Below are 23,010 nucleotides of genomic sequence, written 5' to 3'. Positions count from 1 at the left end.
CCAGCCGCTCAGCCGGCGTCGAGCAGGGCGCGCCGGATGCTGGAGAGCAATTGCCCGAGGCCGAAGCCGGCCAGCAGCACCCACACCGCGGTCGCCATGGTGATGGTGCCGGCGGCCAGGTCCGCCTCGATCAGGCCGGCCAGCCCGGCGACCACCAGGCCGGCCAGCGCCACCGAGACCCGGGTGGGGCGTTCCCCGACGGTGACCGCGCCGATGTCACGCATGCCGGCGGCGACCGCCCGGGCCCGCACGTACTCGTGCAGCCAGGACAGCGCGCCACCCGCGACGACGAGCGCTCCCGGCGCGCCGACCAGCCAGAACGCCAGCAGCCAGGCCACCTCACCGAGCCGGTCGGCGACCGAGTCGTAGACGTAGCCGAGCCGGGTGGTGCGGCCGGTGGCGACCGCCACCGCACCGTCCACGCTGTCCGCCACGGCGGCGAGCAGCACGAACAACGCACCGAGGAACGGCCCGTCTCCCGGCCGGGTAACCAGCAACGGTACGCAGAAACAGAGCACCACCCCGGCCACGGTGACCGCGGTGGGGCTGACCCGCAGCCGCCCCAGCACGTACCCCACGTGGTAGGCGAACCGCAGCCAGGCGCGCACCACCGGCGCCGCGACCCGCGGGTCGAACCCGCCGTGCAACCGCGCCCATGCCGTGGCGTACTGGTCCCAGTTCAGCTGTGTGCCCACCACGGATCAACCGTCGTGCCGGGCATCAGGTGTCGCAGGTGGGACATTCACACCCGCGCGCCGACCTTCAGGTTCTGCCAGACCTCACGAGTCGCGGTGGACCGGTTGAGGGTGATGAAGTGGATGCCCGGCACACCCTCGTCCAGCAGTCGGCGGCTCATCTCGCTGGCCTGCTCGACACCGAGCTGGCGAACGGCCTCCGGGTCGTCGGCGACCCGCTCGAAGCGGGCCGCCAGCGCCGGCGGGAAGGGCGCGCCGGACAGCTGCACGGACCGCTCGATGGTGCCGATCTGGGTCACCGGCATCACCCCGGCCAGGATCGGGGTGTCGCAGCCGGCAGCGGCCACCCGGTCGCGCAGCCGTAGGTAGTCGTCGGCGTCGAAGAACATCTGCGTGATCGCGAACTCGGCGCCGGCCCGGCACTTGCGGACGAAGTGCGCGGTGTCGCTGGCCACGTCGGGTGAGCGGGGGTGCTTGTACGGGAAGGCCGCCACGCCCACGCTGAAGTCACCGGCGTCGCGGACCAGGCGGACCAGGTCCTCGGCGTAGTCGACGCCCTCGGCGTGGCGGACCCACTCCCCGCCGGGGTCGCCCGGCGGGTCACCGCGCACCGCCAGCACGTTGCGCACCCCCACCCCGGCGAGCCGGCCGATCACGTGTCGCAGCTCGGCGACGGAGTGGTTGACCGCGGTCAGGTGGGCCATCGGCAGCAGGGTGGTGTCGGTGGCGATCCGTTCGGTCACCGACACGGTGGTGTCCCGGGTCGAACCGCCCGCACCGTAGGTGATCGACACGAATGACGGGCGCAGCGACTCCAGCTCGCGGATGGCCTGCCAGAGCAGCGTCTCCCCCGCCTCCGTCTTGGGCGGGAAGAACTCGAACGAGAAGGTCGGTTGGCGCTCACGAATGAGCTCCCCGATCGCCGGCTGCGGATTGGGGAGTACCGAGGGAAGACCGAGCGCCACGACCCGACTCTAGCGGGCGACGCCACCACGACCCAGACGCTTTCCACTTGGCGGTCCCCTACCGCACCGTCCGCCGGGTCCGACGACCGGAGGGCGTCGTACCCCGGAGGTAGGAATGGGTGGCGTGGGAGGGGCGGCGGGGGCGGCGCCCGGGTCCCGCGCGGGGGTCAGCCACACGCGGTGACGCAGGTCCCGTCCGGTCGGGGCGGGTCGTCACCCGCACCGACGCCCGCCAGGAGGACCCATGACCGCGCCCCGATCGCCGCGCCCGGCGCAGCTCGGCCCGCTGCTGGCCCGGTGCCGGCTGGCCCGTGGCTGGAGCCAGCAGCGGGCCGCCGCCGAGTTGTGCGCCGCCGCCGGGGTGCCGACGTTGAGCCGGCACGAGGTGTCCCGGTGGGAACGACAGCGTCGTGTTCCCGGTGGGTTCTGGCTCGGCTGGCTCGCCGTCGTCCTGGACGTGCCGCTGGTGACCCTCACCGAGGCCGCCGCGGGCACCCGCCGGGCCGGCGCCACGCGCGCCCCCGGACCGGGCCGCACCGCGGCGGCCGGCACGCGACCGGCGGGGCGCACCGGTCCCGGTCGCACCGACGGGACCAGGGCCGGTGGCACAGTCCTCGGTCGAGCCGAGGCGGAGGCCAGACGGCGGTCCGGCAAGAGGCTTTGACACCGGCCCTACGCGTGGCACCGGGGCGCGGACCGGAGCGACCGGCTAGCGTCGGTACGTGACCCACGCTGCCCCCGTCTCTCCCGTCGACCGTGCCGGCCTACGGCAGCGCGTCGACAAAGCCCTCAGCGAGTTCCTGACCGGCCAACGCGTGCGACTCGCCGCCGTGGATGACGCCCTGGCCCCGGTGGCCGAGGCGATCGAGGCTTTCGTGCTCGGCGGCGGCAAACGGCTCCGCCCGGCATTCGCGTACTGGGGGTTTCGGGGCGCGGGCGGCCTCGACGGCGACGAGGTGCTCACCGCCCTGGCCGCGCTGGAGTTCGTCCAGGCCAGTGCCCTGATCCACGACGACCTGATGGACCGCTCCGACACCCGACGCGGCGAGCTCGCGGTGCACCGGCGGTTCGCCGCACGGCACCGGGAGGCCGGCTGGGGCGGTGACCCGGACGGCTTCGGCGACGCCGCCGCCATCCTGCTCGGCGACCTGTGCCTGGTCTGGTCCGACGAGCTGCTGCACTCCGCGGGGCTGGACCTGTGGTCGTTGGCGCGGGCCCGACCGGTCTTCGACGAGATGCGCACCGAGGTCACCGTCGGGCAGTACCTCGACGTGCTGACGCAGGTCACCGGCGACACCTCGGTGGAACGGGCCAGCAAGGTCGCCCGGTACAAGTCGGCGAAGTACACCGTCGAGCGTCCGCTGCTGCTCGGCGCCGCGCTGGCCGACGCGACGGCAGACGTACGGGCGTGCTACTCGGCGTACGGGCTGCCGCTGGGTGAGGCGTTCCAGCTCCGCGACGACGTGCTGGGTGTCTTCGGTGATCCGGCGCTGACCGGCAAGCCGGCCGGGGACGACCTGCGCGAGGGCAAGCGCACCTACCTGGTGGCGGCGGCCGTGGAGGCCACCGACGACGCCGGGCGTGAGCTGCTGCTGGGCCAACTCGGCGACCCTGAGCTGGACGAGCGGGGAGTGGCTCGGCTCCGCGAGCTGATCACCGCGAGCGGGGCGTTGGCCCGCACCGAGCAGCGGATCGTCACGCTGACCGACGCCGCGCTGGCGGCCCTGACCGCCGTCGACCTGGACACCGAGGCCCGCCAGGCCCTGGTAGACCTGGCCATAGCCGCAACCCGCCGAGCCGACTAACCCCGCGTCCCGGCCCCTGGCCCGTTTCTGCGCATTGATCATGGAGTCATCGCCACTCGCCTCGGCGGGGCAATAACCTCATGATCGACGCGCAGAAACAGCCGGGGGCGGCCGGGTGGGGTGGGGGGGCTAGAAGCCTAGGGCTTGGGCTCGGCGTTTTACTTCGCGGGCCTGGTCGCCGGAGAGGGCTGCGGCCGGCGTGTTGCCGGGGAGGGTGTCGTCCGGCTCGTACAGCCAGCGCAGGGCGGCCTCGTCGTCGTAGCCGTTGTCGGTGAGCAGGTTGAGCACGCCGGGCAGGTGCTTGAGCGCGGTCTCGTTGGCGACCAGGTCCGCCGGGATGCGGCGGATGCCGTCGCGGCGGACCGCCAGCAACTCCCGGTCACGGATCATCTGGTGCACCTTGCTGATCGACACGTCGAGGCGCTCGGCGACGTCGGGCAGGGTCAGCCAGCCGGCCGGGTCGGCGGGTCCGGCGAGCTCCAGGCTGGGCACGGCCTGGTCGGGTACGGGTTCGGTCACCCGACCACCCTGCCACGCCACCGTCGCAACGGGCCACCGGCACCCCGGACGACCGCTCTCGTGGCGCCGCTGGCCCGCGGATAAGGCAGCGGTGAGCGCAGCGGGACGGACCCGTTCGACGTCCGGCTGTAGCATCCTGTTCAACCTTCACCCCCTGGACACATAGACTCCCTGCCGATGGACACTCAGGTCGCCGACACGTTGCTGGGCTCGCTGATCGACGGGCGCTACCGCATTCGCGGTCGCGTGGCCCGTGGTGGCATGGCGACCGTGTACACCGCCACCGACGAGCGCCTTGAGCGCACCGTCGCTGTCAAAATCATCCATCCGACCCAGGCCCCCGAGGCCAGGGCCCGGATCGCCAACTTCGTGGCCCGGTTCACCGACGAGGCGAAGACCATCGCCCGGCTGACCCACCCGAACGTGGTGGCGGTCTACGACCAGGGCACGCACGCCGGTCTGCCGTACCTGGTGATGGAGTACGTCCGCGGCCGTACGCTGCGCGACGTGCTGGCCGAGCGACGCCGGCTCAACCCGGACGAGGCGCTGGCCATCGCCGAGCAGATGCTCGCCGCGATCGCCGCCGCGCACCGGTCCGGCCTGGTGCACCGCGACGTCAAGCCGGAGAACGTGCTGGTGGCCGAGGCCCCCACCGGTGGTGTGGCCAACCTGGTCGACAGCGTGGTCAAGGTGGCCGACTTCGGGCTGGCCCGGGCGGTCGAGGCGAGCGCCGACGAGGAGCAGGGCAACCAGTTGATGGCCACCGTGGCGTACGTCGCCCCGGAGCTGGTCACCGAGGGCCGCGCCGATCCCCGTACCGACGTCTACTCGGCCGGCATCGTGCTGTTCGAGATGCTCACCGGCCGCGTGCCGTACGACGGGGATCGCCCGGTGGACGTCGCCTGGCAGCACGTCGACCGGGACGTACCGGCACCCTCGACGCTGGTGCCCGGCCTGCCGCCGGTCCTCGACGACCTGGTGCAGCGGGCCACTCGGCGCGATCCCAACGCGCGGCCCGCCGACGCCGGCGCGCTGCTGGCCGAGGTGCAGGTCGCCCGGGATCGCCTGGGCGACGCCAACAGCCACACCGCCGTGCTCCGCCCGGTGAGCGGCGAGCCGCTCTCCCAGCCGACAATGGTGGTCGCGACGGTCCGCCCTTCCGACCGCCCGTCCTGGGCGCGGTTGCCCGAGGGCGCCGCCCAGGGGCCGGGTCGGCGACGGGCCGCCCCGGAGCCCGAAGCGGGGCTGGGATCCCGGCTCACCGCGCTGCGCAGCACGCTGCTGGCCAGCCCGCGCGGCCGGCTGGCCGTCGCGGCCGTGGTGGTGACGCTCGGCCTGGTGGCCGCGATCGGGGGTTGGTGGTTCGGCGTCGGCCGTTACACGGACGCCCCGCAGCTGGTGAGCCTGAGCAAGGCCGAGGCACAGACGCAGGCCGAGCGTGCCGGGCTCACCCTGAAGTACGGTGAGCCACGCTTCGACGAGCAGGCCCCGAAGGACAGCGTGCTGGAGCAGAAACCGGCGTCCTCCACCAAGATCGTCAAGGGTGACGCGATCACCCTGACCCTCTCCCTCGGCCCGGAACGCTTCCCCGTGCCGGACGTGATCGGCAAGGAGTTCGAGCTCGCCGAGGCGGACCTGGTCAACGTGAAGCTGGTGGTGGCCAAGGGTGCCTCCCGCTACGACGACAACCTGCCGGCCGGGGTCGTGCTGGACACCTCCCCCAAGGTGGGCGCCGAGGTCAAACCCGGCGCGAAGATCACCGTCATCCTGAGCCGGGGCAGGGCACCGGTGACGGTGCCGAACCTGGTCGGCAAGAACCTCAACGAGGCTCGCGCCACCCTGGCCCGGCTCAACCTGGTGCTGGTGGAGACCTACAAGGACTCCGACAAGCCCAGGGACGAGATCCTCGGCCAGAGCCCCGCCGATGGTGCCGGCGTGGAGAAGGGCACCCAGGTCAAGCTGGACGTCAGCAAGGGCCCGGCGGCGATCGTCGTGCCCCGGGTGGTCGACCTGCCGTGTCAGCAGGCCAAGCAGGCGTTGGAGAGCCAGGGTTTCCCGGTGACGGTCGCGGTCAACCCCAACGCCGTGGTCCGGATCCAGATTCCGGGCGAGAATTCGCAGGTGCCGCCGGGCACCCCGGTCACCCTCACGTGCTTCTGATGCCGGCGGTCACCTCGCGTCCGGTGGGCGCGCACACGCCGACCTCCGGTGGGCTGGCCAAGGCCGCCCTGCCGTACGTCGACGCGACCGGCGCCCAGGTGGTGCAGGTCTACGTCTCCAACTCACGGGGCTGGGCGCTGCCCAGCGGTGACCCCGTGCAGGACGCCCTGTTCCGTGACGGCTGCGCCGAGCGGGGCATTCCGGCGTTCATCCACGCCTCGCTGCTGGTCAACCTCGGCTCGCCCACCCCGGCGACGGTCGAGAAGTCGGCGCAGACCCTGGCCCACGCCCTGCGTCGGGGCGTCGCGATCGGCGCACGGGCGGTGGTCTTCCACGCGGGCAGTTCGGTGGACGAGGGGCACGCCGAGGCGGCGATGCGACAGGTCCGCCGGGAGTTGCTGCCGCTTCTCGACTGGTCCGCCGACGCCGGTGGGCCGATGCTGCTCGTCGAGCCGAGCGCCGGCGGCGGCCGGTCCCTGGCCTCCCGGGTGGAGCAGCTCGGACCCTACCTGGACGCGGTGGACCGGCACCCCATGCTCGGAGTCTGCTTCGACACCTGCCACGCCTGGGCCGCCGGCCACGACCTGGCTGCCGAGGGCGGCATGACGGCGACGCTGGACACCCTGGTGGCCACGGTCGGCGCGGACCGGCTGCGGCTGGTCCACGCCAACGACTCGAAGGATCTGTGCGGCTCTACCCGGGACCGGCACGAGAACATCGGTAAGGGCACCATCGGCGAGCCCGCCTTCGCCGAGCTGATGACCCACCCGGCGACCGCAGGCGTCCCGATCGTGGTGGAGACCCCGAGCGGCGACAAACATGAGGGCCACGAGGCCGACATCGAAACCCTCACCCGACTCCGCCCGGCCCCGCCAACCTGACCAAGCCCCACCAAGCCCGCCCCCGCCGCCCCGCCGCCCCGCCCTCCGCCGGCTTGATCAAGAGGTTTGCGTCATCCGGAAGCCGGAATCTGACGCAAACCTCTTGATCACCAGGAGCGGGCTCAGGCGGTGAGGATGCGGGGCAGGGCCGCTACCGCGCGGTCGATGTCCGCGTCGTCGAGGCCGAGGTGGGTGACCAGGCGGGCGGTACGGGGGCCGAGCACCGACACGAGTACGCCCTCGGCACGCGCGGCGGCGGCCAGGGCACGCGCGTCCAGTGCGTGCTTCGTCAGGTCCAGCGCGACCAGGTTGGTGCGGACCGTGGTGGCCAGCACACCGAACGGCGCGACGGCCTCGGCGAGCCGGGCCGCCCTCGCGTGGTCATCGGCCAGCCGGTCGATGTGGTGCGCGAGCGCGTACCGGCCGGCGGCGGCGAGGATGCCGGCCTGACGCATGCCGCCGCCCATCCGCTTACGGATCATCCGGGCCCGCTCGATCTTCTCCGCACTGCCCACCACCAGCGAGCCGACCGGAGCGCCGAGGCCCTTGGAGAGACACACCGACAGCGTGTCGAACAGCCGGCCGTACTCGATCAGGGGCACCCCGTCGGCGACGTGCGCGTGCCAGATCCGGGCGCCGTCACAGTGCAACGCGACGCCCGCGTCGTCGGCGACCCCGCGCAGGTCCCGCAGGGTGGCCAGCGGGATCACCCCGCCACCGCCACGGTTGTGGGTCTGCTCGACGGCGATCGCGCGGGTGGGGACGGCGAAGTAGCCGTCCGGCCGGATCATCGCGGCCACCCTCTCCGGCTCGATGTCCGCGCCGACCGCGGGCCAGGTCCGCGAGGAGATACCGCCGTACGCGGCAGCGGCGCCGATCTCGTACGTCACCACGTGCGCGTCGGCGTCGCAGAGCAACTCGTCGCCGGGTGACACCAGCAGTTGCAGGGCGATCTGGTTGGCCATCGACCCGCTCGGAGCGAACAGCGCCGCCTCGTGCCCGAACAGCGCCGCGACCTCGGCCTCCAGCGCGTTGACCGTCGGATCCTCGCCGTAGACGTCGTCACCGACCTCGGCGGTGGCCATCGCCTCCCGCATCCCGGCCGTAGGTCGGGTCACCGTGTCGGAACGCAGGTCCACGAACAGATCAGCCATGATCTTCCCTTCGGCTGCCGACTGCGGGGCCCGCAAGCTCAGCCACTGTTGTCCCTTCGGCTGCCGACTGCGGGGCTCGCAAGCTCACTCCTCGCGTCAGCCACGGAGCATCTCCGCTACGAGGAACGCCAACTCCAACGACTGCTGGGTGTTCAGGCGGGGGTCGCAGGCGGTCTCGTACCGGTCGGGCAGGTCGAGGTCCTCGATGCCCTGGGCGCCGCCCAGGCACTCGGTGACGTCCTCGCCGGTCAACTCCACGTGCAGGCCACCGGGGTGGGTGTCCAGCCCCCGGTGCACCTCGAAGTAGCCGAGCACCTCGTCGACGATGCGGTCGAAGTGCCGGGTCTTGTAGCCGTTGGACGACTCGTGCGTGTTGCCGTGCATCGGGTCGCACTGCCAGACCACCTTGGCGCCGGCGGCGGTGACCTTGGCGACGATCGGCGGCAGGGCGTCGCGCACCCGGTGGTTGCCCATCCGGCTGATCAGGGTGAGCCGGCCGGGGATGTTGTCCGGGTTGAGCTTCTCGCACAGCTCGATCGCCTCGTCCGGGGAGGTGGTCGGGCCGAGCTTGACGCCGATCGGGTTGGCGATCCGGGAGATGAAGTCGATGTGCGCGCCGCTGATCTGCCGGGTGCGCTCGCCGATCCAGAGGAAGTGCCCGGAGAGCCCGTACGCCCGGCTGTCGGAGACCCGGGTGAGCGCCCGGTCGTACTCCAGGGCCAGGGCCTCGTGGGAGCAGTAGAGCGTGACGGTGCGCAGCGCCTCGTCGTCGGTCATGCCGCAGGCCCGGATGAAGGCCAGCGCCCGGTCGATCTCCCGGGCGATCGCCTCGTAACGCTCCCCGGCCGGGGAGCTCTTCACGAAGCCCTTGTTCCAGTCGTGTACGGCGTGCAGGTCGGCGAGCCCGCCGGCGAGGTACGCCCGGAGCATGTTCATCGCCGCCGCCGAGTTGGCGTACGCGCGGATCATGCGCTGCGGGTCGGCGATCCGGGCGGCCGGGTCGGCCTCCAGCGAGTTGATCATGTCGCCGCGGTACGCGGGCAGGCCGCGCGCGTCGGTGGGCAGCGAGCGCGGCTTCGTGTACTGACCGGCGACCCGGGCGACCTTGACCACCGGCAGCGACGCGCCGTAGGTGAGCACGATCGCCATCTGGAGCAGGGTGCGGGCGTTGGCCAGCAGGTGACTCTCGGTGTTGTCCACGAACGTCTCGGCGCAGTCACCGCCCTGGAGCAGGAACGCCTTGCCCTCGCAGACCAGGGCGAGCTTCTGCCGGAGCTGGTCCACCTCGTAGGGCGCGACGACCGACGGCACGGTGTCGAGGACCTTGCAGACCGCGGCCACGGCCGCCGGGTCGGACCACGGCGGGACCTGCTCGCGGGGCAGCTCCCGCCATCGATCCAGGCCGAGCGCGGCGTCCTCGGCGGAGTCGACTGTCGGTCGGCTGGTCTGCAGGCCCGGGCTGCCCACCGCGGGATGGCTCAGCTGATGCCACTCATGGCGCATGACAGAAAGCGTACGGCGACGGTCGGGGTGACCGGGCGGCGAGGGGGACGGTTCCGGCAGATGGGAGATCAACCCGCCGGACTCGACCCAGGGCGGGGTGGAGGCGACGCCTTCGGCGACGAAGCGTCCGGCTCACCCGGCGCCTCTCCGGCGATGCACCAGTCGCTGCCCTGGCGGGTGACGGTGAACACCAGCGGCCGGGCGACGGTGCGCTTGCCGGAGGTGACCGAGACCGACACGCTCACCTCCTGCCCCAGCGGCCCGGACCGGATGGCGGTGATGGCCGCCTCGGGCACCTGGAAGTGATCGGCGAAGTCGCCGTTGGGACCGGTGGCGGCCAGGTCGAAGCCGTCGTGCAGGACGGCGCAGAGCTGGCTCCGGCCGGCGGCGACGTCCTTCGCGGTCATCGCGTCGAGGTACGCCTGCACGCGCTCCCGGGAGCGGGCGGCGGCCTCCTCGGCGGGGGCACGCGCGGTTTTGGCCGGTGGCTTCTCCTTGGCGTCGTCGTCGCCGATCCCGCAGCCGACCAGGACGACCGGCAGCAGCATCAGCCCGGCGGCGGTTGGCGCCAGCCTGCGGCGGATCGGGCGCATGACCACCTCCGTCGACGGTGCGATCGAGACCTGCCGAGCCGCGAGTCTGCCACATCGAGCTGGTCCGACCCAACGAACGGCGGCCCGGCCGACGCTGGGCGTCGACCGGGCCGTCGTCTCACGGGCGGGGAGGAGCGGTGCGGGCCCCTCCCCGCCGTGTGGGTGGTGCGTCGACCTTCGGCTCAGCCGAGGCCGCCCTTGATGGCGCCGATGAGCTCGCCGTTGCTCGTGTCACCGGAGAGCTCCCAGAAGAACGCGCCACCGAGGCCCTGGTTGTTCGCGTACGTCATCTTGCCGTTGATGGTCGACGGGGTGTCGTAGCTCCACCAGTTGCTGCCGCACTTGGCGTACGCGGTGCCGGCGACCGTGCCGGTGGCCGGGCAGGTGTTCTTGAGGACCTTGTAGTCCTCGATGCCCGCCTCGTAGGTGCCCGGCGCCGCGCCGGTGGCGCTGCCACCCGGAGTGGCCTGGGTGACACCGGTCCAGCCGCGGCCGTAGAAGCCGATCCCGAGCAGCAGCTTGCTGGCCGGGACACCCTTGCTCTTGAGCTTCTGGATCGCCGCGTCGGAGTTGAAGCCCTGCTGCGGGATGCCGGTGTACGAGGTGAGCGGCGAGTGCGGCGCCGTCGGACCCTGGGCGGCGAACGCGCCGAAGTAGTCGTAGGTCATCGGCATCAGCCAGTTGAGGTTGCCGATGGCCCCGGCGTAGTCGGTGGCGTCGATCTTGCCGCCGTTGCTGCCGTCCGCGGTGATGGCGGCGGTGACCAGGGCGCTGGACCCGAACTTCGACCGCAGCGCGCCGATCACGTTCTTGAACGCGTTCGGGCCGCTGGTGTCACAGGTCAGACCGCAGGCGTTCGGGTACTCCCAGTCGACGTCGATGCCGTCGAAGACGTCCGCCCAGCGCGGGTCCTCGACCAGGTTGTGGCAGCTCTCCGCGAACGCGGCCGGGTTCTGCGCGGCCTGGGTGAAGCCGCCGGACCAGGTCCAGCCACCGAACGACCAGATCACCTTGAGGTGCGGGTTCAGCTGCTTGAGCTTGCGCAGCTGGTTGAAGCTGCCGCGCAACGGCTGGTCCCAGGTGTCGGCGACGCCGTCCACGCTCTCCGCCGCCGTGTACGCCTTCTCGTAGTCGGCGTAGCTGTCCCCGATGGAGCAGCGGCCGCCGGTGGTGTTGCCGAAGGCGTACAGGATGTGGGTCAGCTTGGCGGCGGAGCCGCTGGTCTGGATGTTCTTGACGTGGTAGTTGCGCCCGTAGACGCCCCATTCGGCGAAGTAGCCGACGACCTTCTTGCCACCGGGGTTCGGCGGGTTGGTGGTCGGGGGTGCCGTGGTGGGCGGCGCGGTGGTGGGCGGCGCCGTGGTGGGCGGGGCGGTGGTCGGCGCGCTCGTGGTCGGCGGGCTGGTCGGGGTGCCGCCGCCGCAGGGTGCGCCGTTGACGGTGCAGTTCAGCGGCGCCTTGTACGCGCCGGTGCCGTTGTAACCCCAACTGAAGGAGGCACCCGGGGCGAGGCCACCGGCCCAGCTCTTCTTGACCGCGACGTAGTGGTTGCCGCTGCTGGTCACGTCGGCGTCCCAGGCGCTGCTGATGGTGGTGCCCGACGGCAGGTCGAACTCGATGCGCCAGGTGGTGACGGTGGCACTCGACCCGTTGGTGACCGTCACCCTCGCCTCGTGACCGGTCCCCCAGTCCTGTGCTCTGGTGAACGTGGTGGTGACACTGCCGGCGCCGAACGCGGTGGTCATCGGCACCGCGGCGACAGTCACGGCGACCACGGCACCGGCCCAGAGGGCCCGGCGGAGCGATCTTTTCATAAGGCGTCTCCCGAACTGTTAGGAAACTTTCCAAAAGAGATGGTGAGACGGTACTCACGGCGTCATCACTTCGTCAAGATGTGCATGTTTCGATTTCCCTTGATGTGTGGATTGCACCCGCTCCGCCCGCCTCCGGGCCACCGCCCGGTCGGCGCGTAGCCTCGGGCCATGACCGTCTTCGACATTCCGATCGACGCCCTCAACGGTGGGCCCGCCGACCTGGCCCGCTACCGCGGCAAGGCGCTGCTGGTCGTCAACGTGGCCTCCCGCTGCGGCCTCACCCCGCAGTACGCCGGCCTGCAGACACTCGCCGACACCTACGCCGAGCGCGGTCTGGTGGTGCTCGGTGTCCCGTGCAACCAGTTCGCCGGGCAGGAGCCGGGCAGCGCCGCCGAGATCAGCGACTTCTGCCAGGTCAACTACGGGGTGACCTTCCCGCTGACCGAGAAGGTCGACGTCAACGGCCCCAACCGGCACCCGCTCTACGCCGCGCTGGTGGACACCCCGGACGCCGACGGGCACACTGGGGACGTCCGGTGGAACTTCGAGAAGTTCCTGGTGGCCCCGGACGGCACGGTCGCCGCCCGCTTCGCCCCCACGGTCACCCCCGAGGACACCGACCTCCAGGCGGCAATCGACAAGGCCCTCCCCGCCTGAGGCCCAAGCGCCCGGGCGCGCCCCGGCTCGCCCGGCACCCCCTTGATCACGCTCGATCCTGGATCTAGTGGCCTCGGTGAGTGCGGATGCCACTACATCCAGGATCCAGCGCGATGTTGCCGGGTTGTCCGCGCCGCAGGACGACCGGCGATCACCGCGCCCGGCCGCACGGACCGCCCGTCACCGTCGGGTGGCATGTCTGCGGGAAGCCGGTCGGCGACAAGCGCGAGCAGTACGTTGTGCGGGGCGGGCTCGCGGCGCGACCAGGCACCCACCGGAACGACGAAGGGCGCGCGGCTACCCGCCAGCGGGCCATCGAAAATAACCCACCGGACTGGTTGGGAATGCGTCGTGGGTGGACGGAGTTGGGAACCAACATGACAACTGTGGGACTGATCGGCAGTGGCAACATCGGCGGCACCGTGGCCCGGCTGGCGGTGGACGCCGGCTACGACGTGGTGCTGAGCAACTCACGCGGCCCGGAGACGCTGAAGGACCTGGTCGAGGAGTTGGGCGAGCACGCCAGCGCCGGCACGGCACAGGACGCGGCGCAGGTCGGCGACCTGGTGGTGGTCACCGTGCCGCTGAAGGCGTACCGCGCGGTGCCCGTCGAGCCGCTGGCCGGCAAGGTCGTCATCGACACCAACAACTACTACCCGCAGCGCGACGGGACCTTCCCCGAGCTGGACTCGGGCGAGACCACCAGCAGCGAGTTGCTCCAGCGGCACCTGCCGGACTCCCGGGTGGTCAAGGTCTTCAACAACATCTACTACAAGGGCCTGGCCGCGCTCCCCCGCCCGTCCGGTGCCGCCGATCGCAGCGCCCTCGCCATCGCCGGCGACGACGCCGCCGCGAAGGCCGAGGTGACCGCCTTCCTCGACCGGATCGGCTACGACGCGGTGGACGTCGGCCCGCTGGCCGAGGGGTGGCGCTACCAGCCGGACACCCCGGCGTACGGCACGCTCTACTCCGCCAGCCCGACCGACTGGGAGCACCCGGCACCTGGTGACGCCGACAAGCTGCGCGCCGCCCTGGCCGCCGCGACCCGCTGAGCTGACCCGCCGCCCTCCCGCGACCGCCTACCGGGTGGCCGTCCGGAGGGCGGCGGCGAGTTCCTCGTCGTAGCTGGCGATCGGCTGACCGCCCGAGGCGTACGCGACGAGCCTCCCCTGGGCCATGTTCGCCGAGCGGAACGAGAACGTGCGACTGCCCGGGTACGCGTCCAGCAGCGGGATGGCCCGGGGCGCCCCACCGGGCGCGGAATAGTATTCCAGGCGGGTCACCTGCGCAGAGACCACGCCGTTGACCCGTACCTTGGTCTTCTCGGCGCGGGTGCCGAAGGTGACCGGCGCGTCGGTGCCGTAGGCGGCGCACTCGGCCGGGCCACGGCAGACGAAGAAGTAGCGCGGGTTGACCACGTCGTCGAGGGCGTACGCCTTGAAGGTGGGGTCCGCCCCGGCGGGCAGCGGCTGCACGGCGAAGAACGCGAGCGCCACCGTCGCCGTGACGCCCACCCGCACCCAGCCCCGCCCGCCGGCCGGCCGCCGAGCCGTCCGGCTGGCGGCGACCGCGACACCGCCGAAGCCGACCAGACACAGCAGGCTCACGCCGATCGCGCGGGCGTTCTCGAAGAGGAACTGCACCCCCGGCCGTGTCGACACCGGGCTGAGGACCGCACCCAACGAGACGACCATGGCGGCGAGCAACCCCACGCCGGCGGCCCGCTGGGTGACACCGGACGCGCCGATCAGCAGCATCGCGGCGAGCACCGGCCACACCTGGTGGTGGGTCCAGGACACCGGGGACGCGGCGACGGTGGCGCAGCCGACGAGCACGGCCGCGTGCCCCGGACGGCCCCGCACCGCCAACTGTCGCGCCCGCAGCAACGCCGCCGCGCACACGAGCGCCACCAGAGCGCCCCAGAGCAGGGGCAACGTCGTCTCGTCCACACCGACGCGCAGCAACATCCCGTGCAGGGACTGATTGCCCAGCGAGGCGAGGTTGCCGATCCGCGAGGTCTGCCGGACGGCCTCGGTCCAGTACGTCCAACTCTCGGCGGGCAGCACCACCGCGGCGAGACCCGCACCGGCCAGGAAACTCGCCACCGCGCGGCCGGCGTCGCGATAGCGGCCGGTGGCGAGGAAGTAGACCACGAACAGCAGCGGGGTCAGCTTGATCGCCGCGGCGACCCCCACCAGCATCCCGCGCAGCCGGGGCGGGCCGACGCCCATCCCGTCGAGCAGGGCCATCAACACGATGAAGACGCTTACCTGACCGAAGCGCAGATTGCTCTGCACCGGCGCGGAGAGCATCAGCACCGTGGCGGCCACCGCCACGACCAGCGGCCGCCGGGACCGCCGGGCGGTCAGCGCGACACCCACCGCCCCGGCGATGGCGACGACCGCCGCGCACGTCGCGACCAGCCAGATCCCCTGGAGTACGCCCTCACTCACGGCGGTGATCGGACCCAGCACGAGCGCGGCGAACGGCGGATACGTGAACGGCCCGCCATTGGCCGCCCGGAACCCGTACAGCGGACGACCAGCGAGCAGATCGGACAGTGCGCCGTAGTAGATGTGCAGGTCGGAGAGGCGGTCTTCGCGCCGCAGGACGAGCACGCAGGACACCGACGCGACGACGGCGAAGGCCGTCCACACCAGCGCCACCCGGCGATCCCGCATCGCCCGAGAATAGGCGAGCGCGGCCGCCCGCATCGGCCCCCGCGGTGGCAGACGCCGGCAGTCTCTGCCCTCGGCAGAACGGGCACGGCACGAACGGCTCCGCTTCCTAGCATCGACCGATGGGAACGACGAGCACACCGGCGTACGACGCCCACGCGGACTGGTACGAGGACTTCATCTCCGGCGGCGGCGACTATCTCCGGCGCGTACACGCCATCGTGGCGGACCTCCTCGGCGCGGGCGATGGCCTCTGCCTGGACATCTGCTGTGGCACCGGCGCGCACGCGTCGGTGCCGGCGGGTCTGGGGTGGACGCCGGTGGGCGTGGACCTGTCCGGCGGGCAGTTGCGGCACGCGCGCGGGCGGTTGCCGGTAACCCGGGGCGATGCGACAGCCCTGCCGTACGCCGACGCGTCGCTGCCGGCCGCGATGTGTGTGCTGTCCAGCACCGACCTGCCCGACTACCCGGCCGTGTTGCGAGAGGTCGCCCGGGTTCTGCGCCCCGGCGGACGCTTCGCACACGTAGGCGTGCACCCGTGCTTCGTGGGCGCGTTCGCCGACCGGGGCCAGCACCCCAGGGTCGTCGTCGACGCGCGGTACGCGGACCGGTCGCGCACCTTCGACAGTTGGAACACCAATGGCGTTCGGGTACGCGTCGGCGCCTGGCACATCCCTCTCGCCGACCTGGTCAACGCGACAGTGGCGGCCGGTCTCCGGCTGCTCCGGGTCGCCGAGGCGGGCCCGGGGGTTCCCGACCTGTTCGGCCTCCTCGCCGTCCGGGAGCGGTAGCGACAGGCCGCCCGAGCCCACGCGAGGGTCGGGACGGCGACAGAAAACATCGATGCGGCAACTTGCGTTGCAGTCCCGCACACGGGACCCTGTTCTCTGGGTTGCCGCCCGCTCACCAAACGTGCTCCCGGAGGCGAGATGCTCACGCTCCGTACCGCCCCCCGCCGGCTGCTGGCCGGCTCCGGCGCTCTTCTGCTCAGCACCGCCCTCGCCGCAGCCGGCACGCCGATGCCGGCCAGCGCCGCGACCGGTGCGGACACCGTCGGCTACGTCCGGCTCGCCCACCTCTCCCCGGACACCCCGGCCGTCGACGTCTACCTGGCCGCGCCGGGCGCCGCGAAACCGCGGGTCTTCCCCGGGGTCGGCTACGGCGTGGTCTCCGACTACTTCGAGCTGGCGCCCGGCCGGTACGCGGTGGCGATGCGGGAGGCCGGCGCTCCCGCCACCGAACCCGCGGTGCTCACCACCGAAGTCGCGGTCACCAGCGGTGACGCGTACACCGTGGCCGGTGTCGGCCGACACGCGGACCTGGGCCTGCGGGTGCTCAACGACGACCTCAGCGCGCCCACGCAGGGCCGCGCCAAGGTGCGTGTCGTGCAGGCTTCCGTGCGTACCCCGGTGCTGGACGTCGCCGCCGCGGACGGCCCGGTGATCGCCAACGACGTGCAGTTCGCCTCCACGACCGAGTATGAGCAGGTCGAGCCGGGCAGTTGGCGGCTGCGGCTGGCGGGTGCCGACGGGCCGAGCACCAACGCCGAGGTGCGGCTCACCGGCGGCGCGGTCTACTCGCTGCTGGTGCTCGACGCGAAGCAGGGCGGGCTCACCGCCGAGCTGCGCCGCGACGCCGAGGGCGGCACCGTCGTTCCCGCCGGCGGGGTGGACACCGGCGCCGGCGGCACCGCCAGCAACGGGCTCGGCGCGTACCCCCTGGTGGCCGGCGGGTTGGCCGCGGCGGCCGTCGCGGTGACCCTGCTGCTGTGGCGCCGGCGGCGGCGCACCACCTGGTGACCACCCGGGCCGATCCGTCGATCCGGCGGCATCGTGACCGCCGGATACTGCCGGCCGCGCTGGTCGCGGCCGGCGCGGCGGTCTGCCTGACCGCCGGCGCCGGCATCGGGCTGGCCGACGCCGACCCGCCGCCCCCGGCGGCGACCTGGCACCCCGGCTGCACCGACGAGTGCCCACCGACGGCCGCCGCGCCCGCGCCACACGGTCCACCCACGCGGGTACGCGTACCGCGCATCGGTGTCGACTCCACCCTCACCGTGCTCGGCCTGGACCAGGCCGGTGCGCTGATCCCGCCGAGTGACTTCGGCACCGCCGGCTGGTACGGCGGCGGCCCGGCCCCGGGCGACACCGGGCCGGCAGTGCTCGCCGGGCACCTGGACTCGCGGAGCGGACCGGCGGTGTTCGCCCGGCTCGGTGAGCTGCGCCCCGGTGACCGCGTCGAGGTGTGGCGCGGCGGGCAGCGGCTGCCGTTCCGGGTGACCGGCTCGCTGCGGACCCGCAAGGACCACTTCCCGACGGAGGCGGTCTACGGGCCGACGCCCGGCGCGGAGCTGCGGCTGGTCACCTGCGGGGGTGACTTCGACCGGCGGAGCGGGCACTACCGCGACAACGTCGTGGTGTTCGCGGTGACCGAGGCCGCCAGCCCGGTACTGCCGGACTCCGCCGCAGGCTGACCACACGGCCTGACGCCCGCGCACGCCCCGACGCCCGCCGTGCGGCTTGATCAACTCGGTTTCCCGGAAGTCGCGGTGTCCGGCGCGCCCTGATGCCGCGACTTTCAGAACCCCGAGTGGATCAAGCGCTCGACCCAGCGTGACGGCCGGGTCAGAGCGGGCGGCGGCCGGCGAAGCCGCACTCGGCGCGGTGGTACCAGCGCACGTCGGAGTCGCCCTCCAGCCAGCACCAGAGCACGGCGCGGCCGGCGCGTTCGCCGGGAAAGTCAAGCAGGACCGGGGCGATGCCCTTGACCTGGATGTCGTGCTGGTGCAGCTCGTCGACGACTGCGTGCAGTCGAGCTTCCAGCCCCTTGACCTCGGCCAGCCCGCCGAGCGCGCTCACGCCGTGGTCGGCCAGGTCGACTTGCAGCTCAGCCAGGTCGGCCCGGACCCGGATCAACTCGTCGACGCGCGGCTGCAGGGTGGCCACCAGGTGCCGGGCCTGGGCAAGTGTGAACACCGGGCCAGTATGCGGCACACACGGCCCCATGACGCACCCCGAGGGCCACCGGCGCAGAACGGTGAGCGCTCCACGGGCGGAGACGGACCAACCGGACAGCGGCGCGCGACGGTCAGTCGGCCTGGGCGGCCAGCTCCCGGGCACGGTCCCGGGCGGCCTCCAGCGCGGCGAGCAGCGCCGCCCGTACGCCGTGCTTCTCCAACTCGCGGATCGCGGAGATGGTGGTGCCGGCCGGCGAGGTGACCGCCTCGCGCAGCTTGACCGGGTGTTCCCCGGAGTCCCGCAACATCACCGCGGAGCCGATGGCGGTCTGCACGATGAGTTCGTGCGCCACCTGCCGGGGCAGCCCGAGCAGGATTCCCGCGTCGATCATGGCCTCGACGAGCAGGTAGAAGTAGGCCGGCCCGGAGCCGGACAGCGCCGTGACGGCGTCCTGCTGTGACTCGGGCACCCGGATCGTCTGGCCGAGGGGCTTGAACATCTCCTCGGCCAACGCCAGGTGCGCCCCGGTGGCGTGCGCGCCCGCCGAGATCGCCGTCATCGCCTCGTCGACGAGCGCGGGGGTGTTGGTCATCACCCGGACCACCGGGGTGCCGTCGGGCAGCCGGCGGTTGAAGAAGCTGGTGGGCAGGCCGGCGCAGAGCGAGATGACGAGCTTGTCGGCCGGCACCTTGGGGCCGATCTCGTCGAGCAGCGCGGCGGCGTCCTGCGGTTTCACGGAGACCGCGAGCACCGCCGCCTCGTCCACCGCGGTCAGGTTGTCGACGACCCGTACGCCGTAGCGGGCGGTCAACTCCTCGGCGCGGGCCGGCCGGCGGGCGGTGGCCAGCAGCCGGTCCACCGGCCATCCCGAGCGCAGCAGCCCGGAGAGCATCAGCTCACCGATCTTGCCCGCGCCAATGACCGCGACCGTGTGCACCCCGGCGGACATGTCGGCCGTTCCCCCTCGCGTCGCGCTGCGGCGCAGCGGGCCGCGAGCCCGGTACGCCGTCGAACGTCTGGTCGCGGCACGGCGGACCCGCGGGCCCGCCGTGCCGTCAACCGTCGATCAGCTGCCGAAGAAGACCTCGGCCTCGACGTACCGCTCCAGCGGCACGGTCTTCAGCTCGCGGGTGGCCTCGGCGAGGGGCACCCGGACGATGTCGGTGCTCTGCATCGCGACCATCTTGCCCCAGTCGCCGTCGTTGACCGCGTCGATGGCCTGCAGACCCAGGCGGGTGGCGAGCACCCGGTCGAAGGCGGTCGGGGTGCCACCGCGCTGGATGTGACCCAGCACCACGGTGCGGGCCTCCTTGCCGGTCTTGGCCTCCAGCTGCTCGGCGAGCCACTGGCCGATGCCGCCGAGGCGGACGTGGCCGAACGAGTCCAGCTCCTGGTTGGCGAGGACCATCTGGCCGTCCAGCGGCTGGGCGCCCTCGGCGACCACGACGATGGGGGCGTACTGGTGCTGGAAGCGCTTCTCGACGTAGCCGGCCACCTGGTCGACGTCGAACTGCCGCTCGGGCAGCAGGATCACGTTCGCGCCGCCGGCCAGGCCGGCGTGCAGGGCGATCCAGCCGGCGTGCCGGCCCATGACCTCGACGACCAGGGTGCGGTGGTGGCTCTCCGCGGTGGTGTGCAGCCGGTCGATGGCCTCCATCGCGATGTTGACCGCGGTGTCGAAGCCGAAGGTGTAGTCGGTGGCGCCGAGGTCGTTGTCGATCGTCTTCGGCACGCCGACCACGTGCACGCCCAGCTCGTAGAGCTTGGTGGCCACGCCGAGGGTGTCCTCGCCGCCGATCGCGATCAGCGCGTCGACACCCTGGGCGGCGAGGTTGTCCTTGATCCGCTCGACGCCGTTCTCGATCTTGAACGGGTTGGTCCGGGACGAGCCGAGGATGGTGCCGCCGCGGGGCAGGATGCCGCGGACGTCCGCGATGCCGAGGGGCCGGGACAGACCCTCCAGCGGGCCCTTCCAGCCGTCCCGGAAGCCCACGAACTCGTGACCGTAGGTGGCGACGCCCTTGCGGACCACCGCCCGGATGACCGCGTTGAGACCGGGGCAGTCGCCGCCGCCGGTGAGCACGCCGATACGCATGATCCGCTCATCCTCCTGGAGCATCAGGTAAAGCCCGAATTGCCCCAGGATATGTGTCAGATCAGACCATCGGCGCCGTTGCCGGCCCGGGGCGGGCCGTCACTGCGCACTGTAGTCGGCCCGCCGGTACGACGACAGCGCGCCCCGGGGCGGCGGGCCGGCGAGCGCTGCTCAGAACGTCACCTCGTGGTTCTCCCCGGCCTTCGGAGGCCGCCCGGTGACGGCGGCCTTCGCGAAGCCGAGCAGGTTGACCACGGCGCTGTTCGCCGAGTCCCAGTACTCGGCGGAGCTGGCGTGCACCTTGATCAAGGTGAGTCCCGGGGTGTCCAGCCCATCGGGAAACCACGCCTTGAGCAGCGGGTTCCACAGCCGCTCGGCGCGCTCCCGGTCGAACCCCTCGGTGGCGGTGCCGGAGATCGACACCCAGGCGTTGTGCTTCTGGTCGGAGAAGGCGACGTTGACCTCCGGGTTGACCCGGAGCTGGCGGACCTTGGCGGACTCGGCGGAGGCGAAGAACCACAGCTCGCCGTCGAACTCGGCCTCCTGGAGCCCCATCGGCCGGCTCACCTGCCGCCCGTCCAGAGCGGTCGTGGTGAGCATGCAGATCCGCGCTGCCCGGGCCAGCTCGGTGACCCGGACCCGAGCCTCGGCGGCGCTGGTCGGCTGGTTGCTCATGGCACTCTCCCTCGGATCGGCTGGTCGAACCGATGCCCGGGACAGAACCGGTCAAACCTACGACGGTACGACCGCCGCTCGGCGGATCGTCATCGCCCGCCAGCGGTCATCGCCCGCCAGCGGGCCAGGTTGTGCCGAGCGTCGACCAGAGCGTCGTGCCGGGCCGCGTCCGCGTCCGGCAGCGTGGGCCGACCACGGTCGTCCCAGAGCTGCCGCAGCTCCTTGGTGTACCGGGGGATCTCCCGGGGCAGCGCCGGCATCGCACCCCAGAGCTGGGCGAGCACCACATGGTCGTACGCGGCGAACCAGGCCCACAGCTCCAACTGCTCCCCCGGCCGGTCCCGGATGGGCTCGACCAGGAAGTCGAACAGGTCGTCGCGGATGCGCTCGCGCGACCGCCAGGCCCGGTCCGCCGGGGACGGCAGTTTGTCCAGTACGTTGCGCCGGACCCAGGGCACGGCACGGGAGTCGTCGAACTCCGTGGAGACCGCGTAGAACTCGCGGCCGTACTCGTCGACGACACCGATCGAGACGAGGTCGACGGTGGTGCCGTCCTCGATGAACTCGCAGTCGTAGAAATAGCGGTAGACCATTCCGGCCATCCTCGCCCACGGCCGCCCGGCCCCGCCCGGCGGGGGCCGCCGCACCGCTGGTGACGGGCCTGAGCGGCACTTCCATGACGGTACGCCGCAGCTCGCGACGGTCACGGAAGTGCTTCGAGGGGTGTACAGCAAGCGACCGGACCGTCATGATCTGATGTGTACCGCTACCGGATGCCGAATCGGTGTCAGTTCACCTTGTCAGGGCCATCAGGTTCACCCGGTGAGCGAGTGTGTGGTCCATGACCGGGGAGGGGTTGGGCCGTGGAGATGCGCCTGCCGGAGCCGGGTGACGCGCTCACGGGTGTCGAGATGTTCGCTGGTCTGGAGCCCGAGGTGCGGCAGCGCGTCATCGCCGCCGCCGTTCCGCGTACCTACCGCAAGGGCCAGTTGCTCTTCGTGGAGAACGACCCGGGCGAGTCGCTCATCGTGTTGCGCCGCGGCGCGGTGGCCGTCTTCCGCACCGCACCCACGGGTGAGCGGGCCGTGCTGTCGGTGATCCGTCCACCGGACGTGCTCGGCGAGGTCTCCCTGCTCGACGCGTCCACCCGGTCCGCCTCGGCCGAGGCCATCGAAGACTGCGCGGCGCTCGCCCTCTCGCGGGGCGCGTTCATGGAGCTGGTGCACTCCAACCCGCGCATCCTGGACGCGGTGATGCGCTCGCTGGGCGGGCTGATCCGCCGGCTGACCGAGCAGAACGCCGACCACGTCTTCCTCGACCTGCCAGGTCGGGTCGCCAAGACGCTTGTGCGGCTGGCCGGCGAGAGCCAGGCACCGATGATCACGATCGAGCTCAACCAGAGTCAACTGGCCGAGATGGCAGGTGGCTCCCGGCAGAGCGTCAACCAGGCGATCGGTTCGTTCGCCAGCCGCGGCTGGCTGCGTACGGAGGGGCGTCGGATCGTGGTGACCGACGTGGCCGCGCTGCGCCGCCGCGCCGGCATGAACGACCGCTGACACCCACGAACAACACGAAACGGCCGGGTCGCCAGTGGGCGACCCGGCCGTTTCGGCGTCATCGGTGTGGGGTCACACCCCGGAGCTGCCCGGCCCGGCCCACTTGTCCGGGCCCTTGCCGTCGCCACCCGGGCCGTGCACCGGCTCGCTGACGATGCCCTCGGCCTGCAGCGTGGCGAGCGTGGCGGCGTCGACGTCCACCGAGTCGCCCGCGGAGTGGCTGACCCCGTTGCCGTCGGTCCAGTCGCTCTCCAACTTGACGTACACCATTGACCTGTCCCCCTTGGTCCCTGCTCGATATCT

The 23,010-nt window shown here is 72.2% G+C and carries 24 protein-coding genes; 10 read left to right on the top strand and 14 right to left on the bottom strand.

What is annotated here, in order from left to right; genetic code table 11:
- Positions 1-8: 8 nt before the first annotated feature.
- Both AB0O48_RS21480 and metF read right to left on the bottom strand, forming a co-directional pair.
- Positions 9-698 carry a CDP-alcohol phosphatidyltransferase family protein gene (locus tag AB0O48_RS21480; protein WP_357250978.1) on the bottom strand — a complete coding sequence of 230 codons (690 nt, stop codon included), beginning with the start codon at positions 696-698 and terminating at the stop codon, positions 9-11.
- A 44-nt stretch (positions 699-742) separates the two neighbouring features.
- A complete protein-coding gene (metF, locus tag AB0O48_RS21475; protein ID WP_357250975.1) occupies positions 743-1,660 on the bottom strand; it encodes a methylenetetrahydrofolate reductase [NAD(P)H] in 918 nt (305 codons plus the stop codon).
- 244 nt (positions 1,661-1,904) lie between these two features.
- Between metF and AB0O48_RS21470 the strand changes: the two genes are divergently transcribed.
- On the top strand, positions 1,905-2,324 hold the full coding sequence (locus tag AB0O48_RS21470) for a helix-turn-helix domain-containing protein (RefSeq protein WP_357250972.1): 420 nt from the start codon (positions 1,905-1,907) through the stop codon (positions 2,322-2,324).
- Between the two features lie 58 nt (positions 2,325-2,382).
- Complete coding sequence (locus tag AB0O48_RS21465) at positions 2,383-3,465, top strand: polyprenyl synthetase family protein (protein WP_357250969.1); 1,083 nt, start codon at positions 2,383-2,385, stop codon at positions 3,463-3,465.
- Positions 3,466-3,594: 129 nt separating this feature from the next.
- Here the strand turns inward: AB0O48_RS21465 and AB0O48_RS21460 are convergent, their stop codons facing one another.
- Positions 3,595-3,984 carry an Rv2175c family DNA-binding protein gene (locus AB0O48_RS21460; protein ID WP_357250966.1) on the bottom strand — a complete coding sequence of 130 codons (390 nt, stop codon included), beginning with the start codon at positions 3,982-3,984 and terminating at the stop codon, positions 3,595-3,597.
- Positions 3,985-4,161: 177 nt separating this feature from the next.
- Between AB0O48_RS21460 and pknB the strand changes: the two genes are divergently transcribed.
- Complete coding sequence (gene pknB / locus AB0O48_RS21455) at positions 4,162-6,144, top strand: Stk1 family PASTA domain-containing Ser/Thr kinase (RefSeq protein ID WP_357571467.1); 1,983 nt, start codon at positions 4,162-4,164, stop codon at positions 6,142-6,144.
- Positions 6,144-7,025, top strand: a complete 882-nt coding sequence (locus AB0O48_RS21450) for a deoxyribonuclease IV (protein ID WP_357250960.1) — start codon at positions 6,144-6,146, stop codon at positions 7,023-7,025. The genes pknB and AB0O48_RS21450 overlap by 1 nt, the downstream gene beginning before the upstream one ends.
- Before the next feature lie 122 nt (positions 7,026-7,147).
- On the opposite strand, the gene AB0O48_RS21445 is transcribed toward AB0O48_RS21450, so the two are convergent.
- The 4 genes from AB0O48_RS21445 to AB0O48_RS21430 form a co-directional block, all read right to left on the bottom strand.
- Complete coding sequence (locus AB0O48_RS21445) at positions 7,148-8,179, bottom strand: GntG family PLP-dependent aldolase (RefSeq protein ID WP_357250959.1); 1,032 nt, start codon at positions 8,177-8,179, stop codon at positions 7,148-7,150.
- A gap of 96 nt (positions 8,180-8,275) precedes the next feature.
- The gene (locus AB0O48_RS21440; RefSeq protein ID WP_357250956.1) at positions 8,276-9,682 is read right to left on the bottom strand and encodes a class II 3-deoxy-7-phosphoheptulonate synthase; all 1,407 of its coding nucleotides are present in this window, start codon (positions 9,680-9,682) and stop codon (positions 8,276-8,278) included.
- 68 nt (positions 9,683-9,750) lie between these two features.
- Positions 9,751-10,275, bottom strand: a complete 525-nt coding sequence (locus AB0O48_RS21435) for a hypothetical protein (RefSeq protein ID WP_357250953.1) — start codon at positions 10,273-10,275, stop codon at positions 9,751-9,753.
- 182 nt (positions 10,276-10,457) lie between these two features.
- Positions 10,458-12,089, bottom strand: coding sequence for a glycosyl hydrolase family 18 protein (locus tag AB0O48_RS21430; protein ID WP_357250951.1), 1,632 nt, complete (start codon positions 12,087-12,089; stop codon positions 10,458-10,460).
- 168 nt (positions 12,090-12,257) lie between these two features.
- Here AB0O48_RS21430 and AB0O48_RS21425 point away from each other — a divergent pair, with 168 nt between their 5' ends.
- Both AB0O48_RS21425 and AB0O48_RS21420 read left to right on the top strand, forming a co-directional pair.
- Positions 12,258-12,746, top strand: coding sequence for a glutathione peroxidase (locus AB0O48_RS21425; protein WP_357250948.1), 489 nt, complete (start codon positions 12,258-12,260; stop codon positions 12,744-12,746).
- Between the two features lie 377 nt (positions 12,747-13,123).
- Positions 13,124-13,798 (top strand): NADPH-dependent F420 reductase, encoded by a 675-nt coding sequence (locus AB0O48_RS21420; RefSeq protein WP_357250945.1) that lies wholly within the window; start codon positions 13,124-13,126, stop codon positions 13,796-13,798.
- Positions 13,799-13,825: 27 nt separating this feature from the next.
- Here the strand turns inward: AB0O48_RS21420 and AB0O48_RS21415 are convergent, their stop codons facing one another.
- Positions 13,826-15,427 (bottom strand): glycosyltransferase 87 family protein, encoded by a 1,602-nt coding sequence (locus AB0O48_RS21415; protein ID WP_365067823.1) that lies wholly within the window; start codon positions 15,425-15,427, stop codon positions 13,826-13,828.
- Between the two features lie 119 nt (positions 15,428-15,546).
- On the opposite strand from AB0O48_RS21415, the gene AB0O48_RS21410 reads away from it, so the two are divergent.
- The 3 genes from AB0O48_RS21410 (at position 15,547) to AB0O48_RS21400 (ending at position 17,897) form a co-directional block, all read left to right on the top strand.
- Positions 15,547-16,215 (top strand): methyltransferase domain-containing protein, encoded by a 669-nt coding sequence (locus AB0O48_RS21410; RefSeq protein WP_357571465.1) that lies wholly within the window; start codon positions 15,547-15,549, stop codon positions 16,213-16,215.
- Positions 16,216-16,353: 138 nt separating this feature from the next.
- Complete coding sequence (locus AB0O48_RS21405; RefSeq protein WP_357250939.1) at positions 16,354-17,223, top strand: DUF4397 domain-containing protein; 870 nt, start codon at positions 16,354-16,356, stop codon at positions 17,221-17,223.
- Positions 17,193-17,897 (top strand): class F sortase, encoded by a 705-nt coding sequence (locus tag AB0O48_RS21400; protein ID WP_357250936.1) that lies wholly within the window; start codon positions 17,193-17,195, stop codon positions 17,895-17,897. Before AB0O48_RS21405 ends, AB0O48_RS21400 begins: the two co-directional genes overlap by 31 nt.
- Positions 17,898-18,048: 151 nt before the next feature.
- Here the strand turns inward: AB0O48_RS21400 and AB0O48_RS21395 are convergent, their stop codons facing one another.
- From AB0O48_RS21395 to AB0O48_RS21375, 5 genes are all read right to left on the bottom strand, one after another.
- The gene (locus AB0O48_RS21395; protein ID WP_357250933.1) at positions 18,049-18,399 is read right to left on the bottom strand and encodes a DUF2203 domain-containing protein; all 351 of its coding nucleotides are present in this window, start codon (positions 18,397-18,399) and stop codon (positions 18,049-18,051) included.
- 112 nt (positions 18,400-18,511) lie between these two features.
- Positions 18,512-19,330, bottom strand: a complete 819-nt coding sequence (gene proC, locus AB0O48_RS21390) for a pyrroline-5-carboxylate reductase (RefSeq protein WP_357250930.1) — start codon at positions 19,328-19,330, stop codon at positions 18,512-18,514.
- A gap of 117 nt (positions 19,331-19,447) precedes the next feature.
- A complete protein-coding gene (locus AB0O48_RS21385; protein ID WP_357251422.1) occupies positions 19,448-20,476 on the bottom strand; it encodes a 6-phosphofructokinase in 1,029 nt (342 codons plus the stop codon).
- 171 nt (positions 20,477-20,647) lie between these two features.
- Positions 20,648-21,151, bottom strand: a complete 504-nt coding sequence (locus tag AB0O48_RS21380) for a pyridoxamine 5'-phosphate oxidase family protein (RefSeq protein ID WP_365067817.1) — start codon at positions 21,149-21,151, stop codon at positions 20,648-20,650.
- Between the two features lie 89 nt (positions 21,152-21,240).
- Positions 21,241-21,744: a polyadenylate-specific 3'-exoribonuclease AS gene (locus AB0O48_RS21375; RefSeq protein ID WP_365067814.1), complete on the bottom strand. Its 504-nt coding sequence runs from the start codon at positions 21,742-21,744 to the stop codon at positions 21,241-21,243.
- 270 nt (positions 21,745-22,014) lie between these two features.
- Between AB0O48_RS21375 and AB0O48_RS21370 the strand changes: the two genes are divergently transcribed.
- Positions 22,015-22,707: a Crp/Fnr family transcriptional regulator gene (locus tag AB0O48_RS21370; protein WP_007463121.1), complete on the top strand. Its 693-nt coding sequence runs from the start codon at positions 22,015-22,017 to the stop codon at positions 22,705-22,707.
- Between the two features lie 72 nt (positions 22,708-22,779).
- Here the strand turns inward: AB0O48_RS21370 and AB0O48_RS21365 are convergent, their stop codons facing one another.
- On the bottom strand, positions 22,780-22,977 hold the full coding sequence (locus tag AB0O48_RS21365; RefSeq protein WP_357245167.1) for a hypothetical protein: 198 nt from the start codon (positions 22,975-22,977) through the stop codon (positions 22,780-22,782).
- Between the last annotated feature and the right edge of the window lie 33 nt (positions 22,978-23,010).

Source organism: Micromonospora sp. NPDC085948 (assembly GCF_040686315.1).
GTDB lineage: Bacteria > Actinomycetota > Actinomycetes > Mycobacteriales > Micromonosporaceae > Micromonospora.
This window is presented reverse-complemented; position numbering and strand designations above follow the sequence as displayed.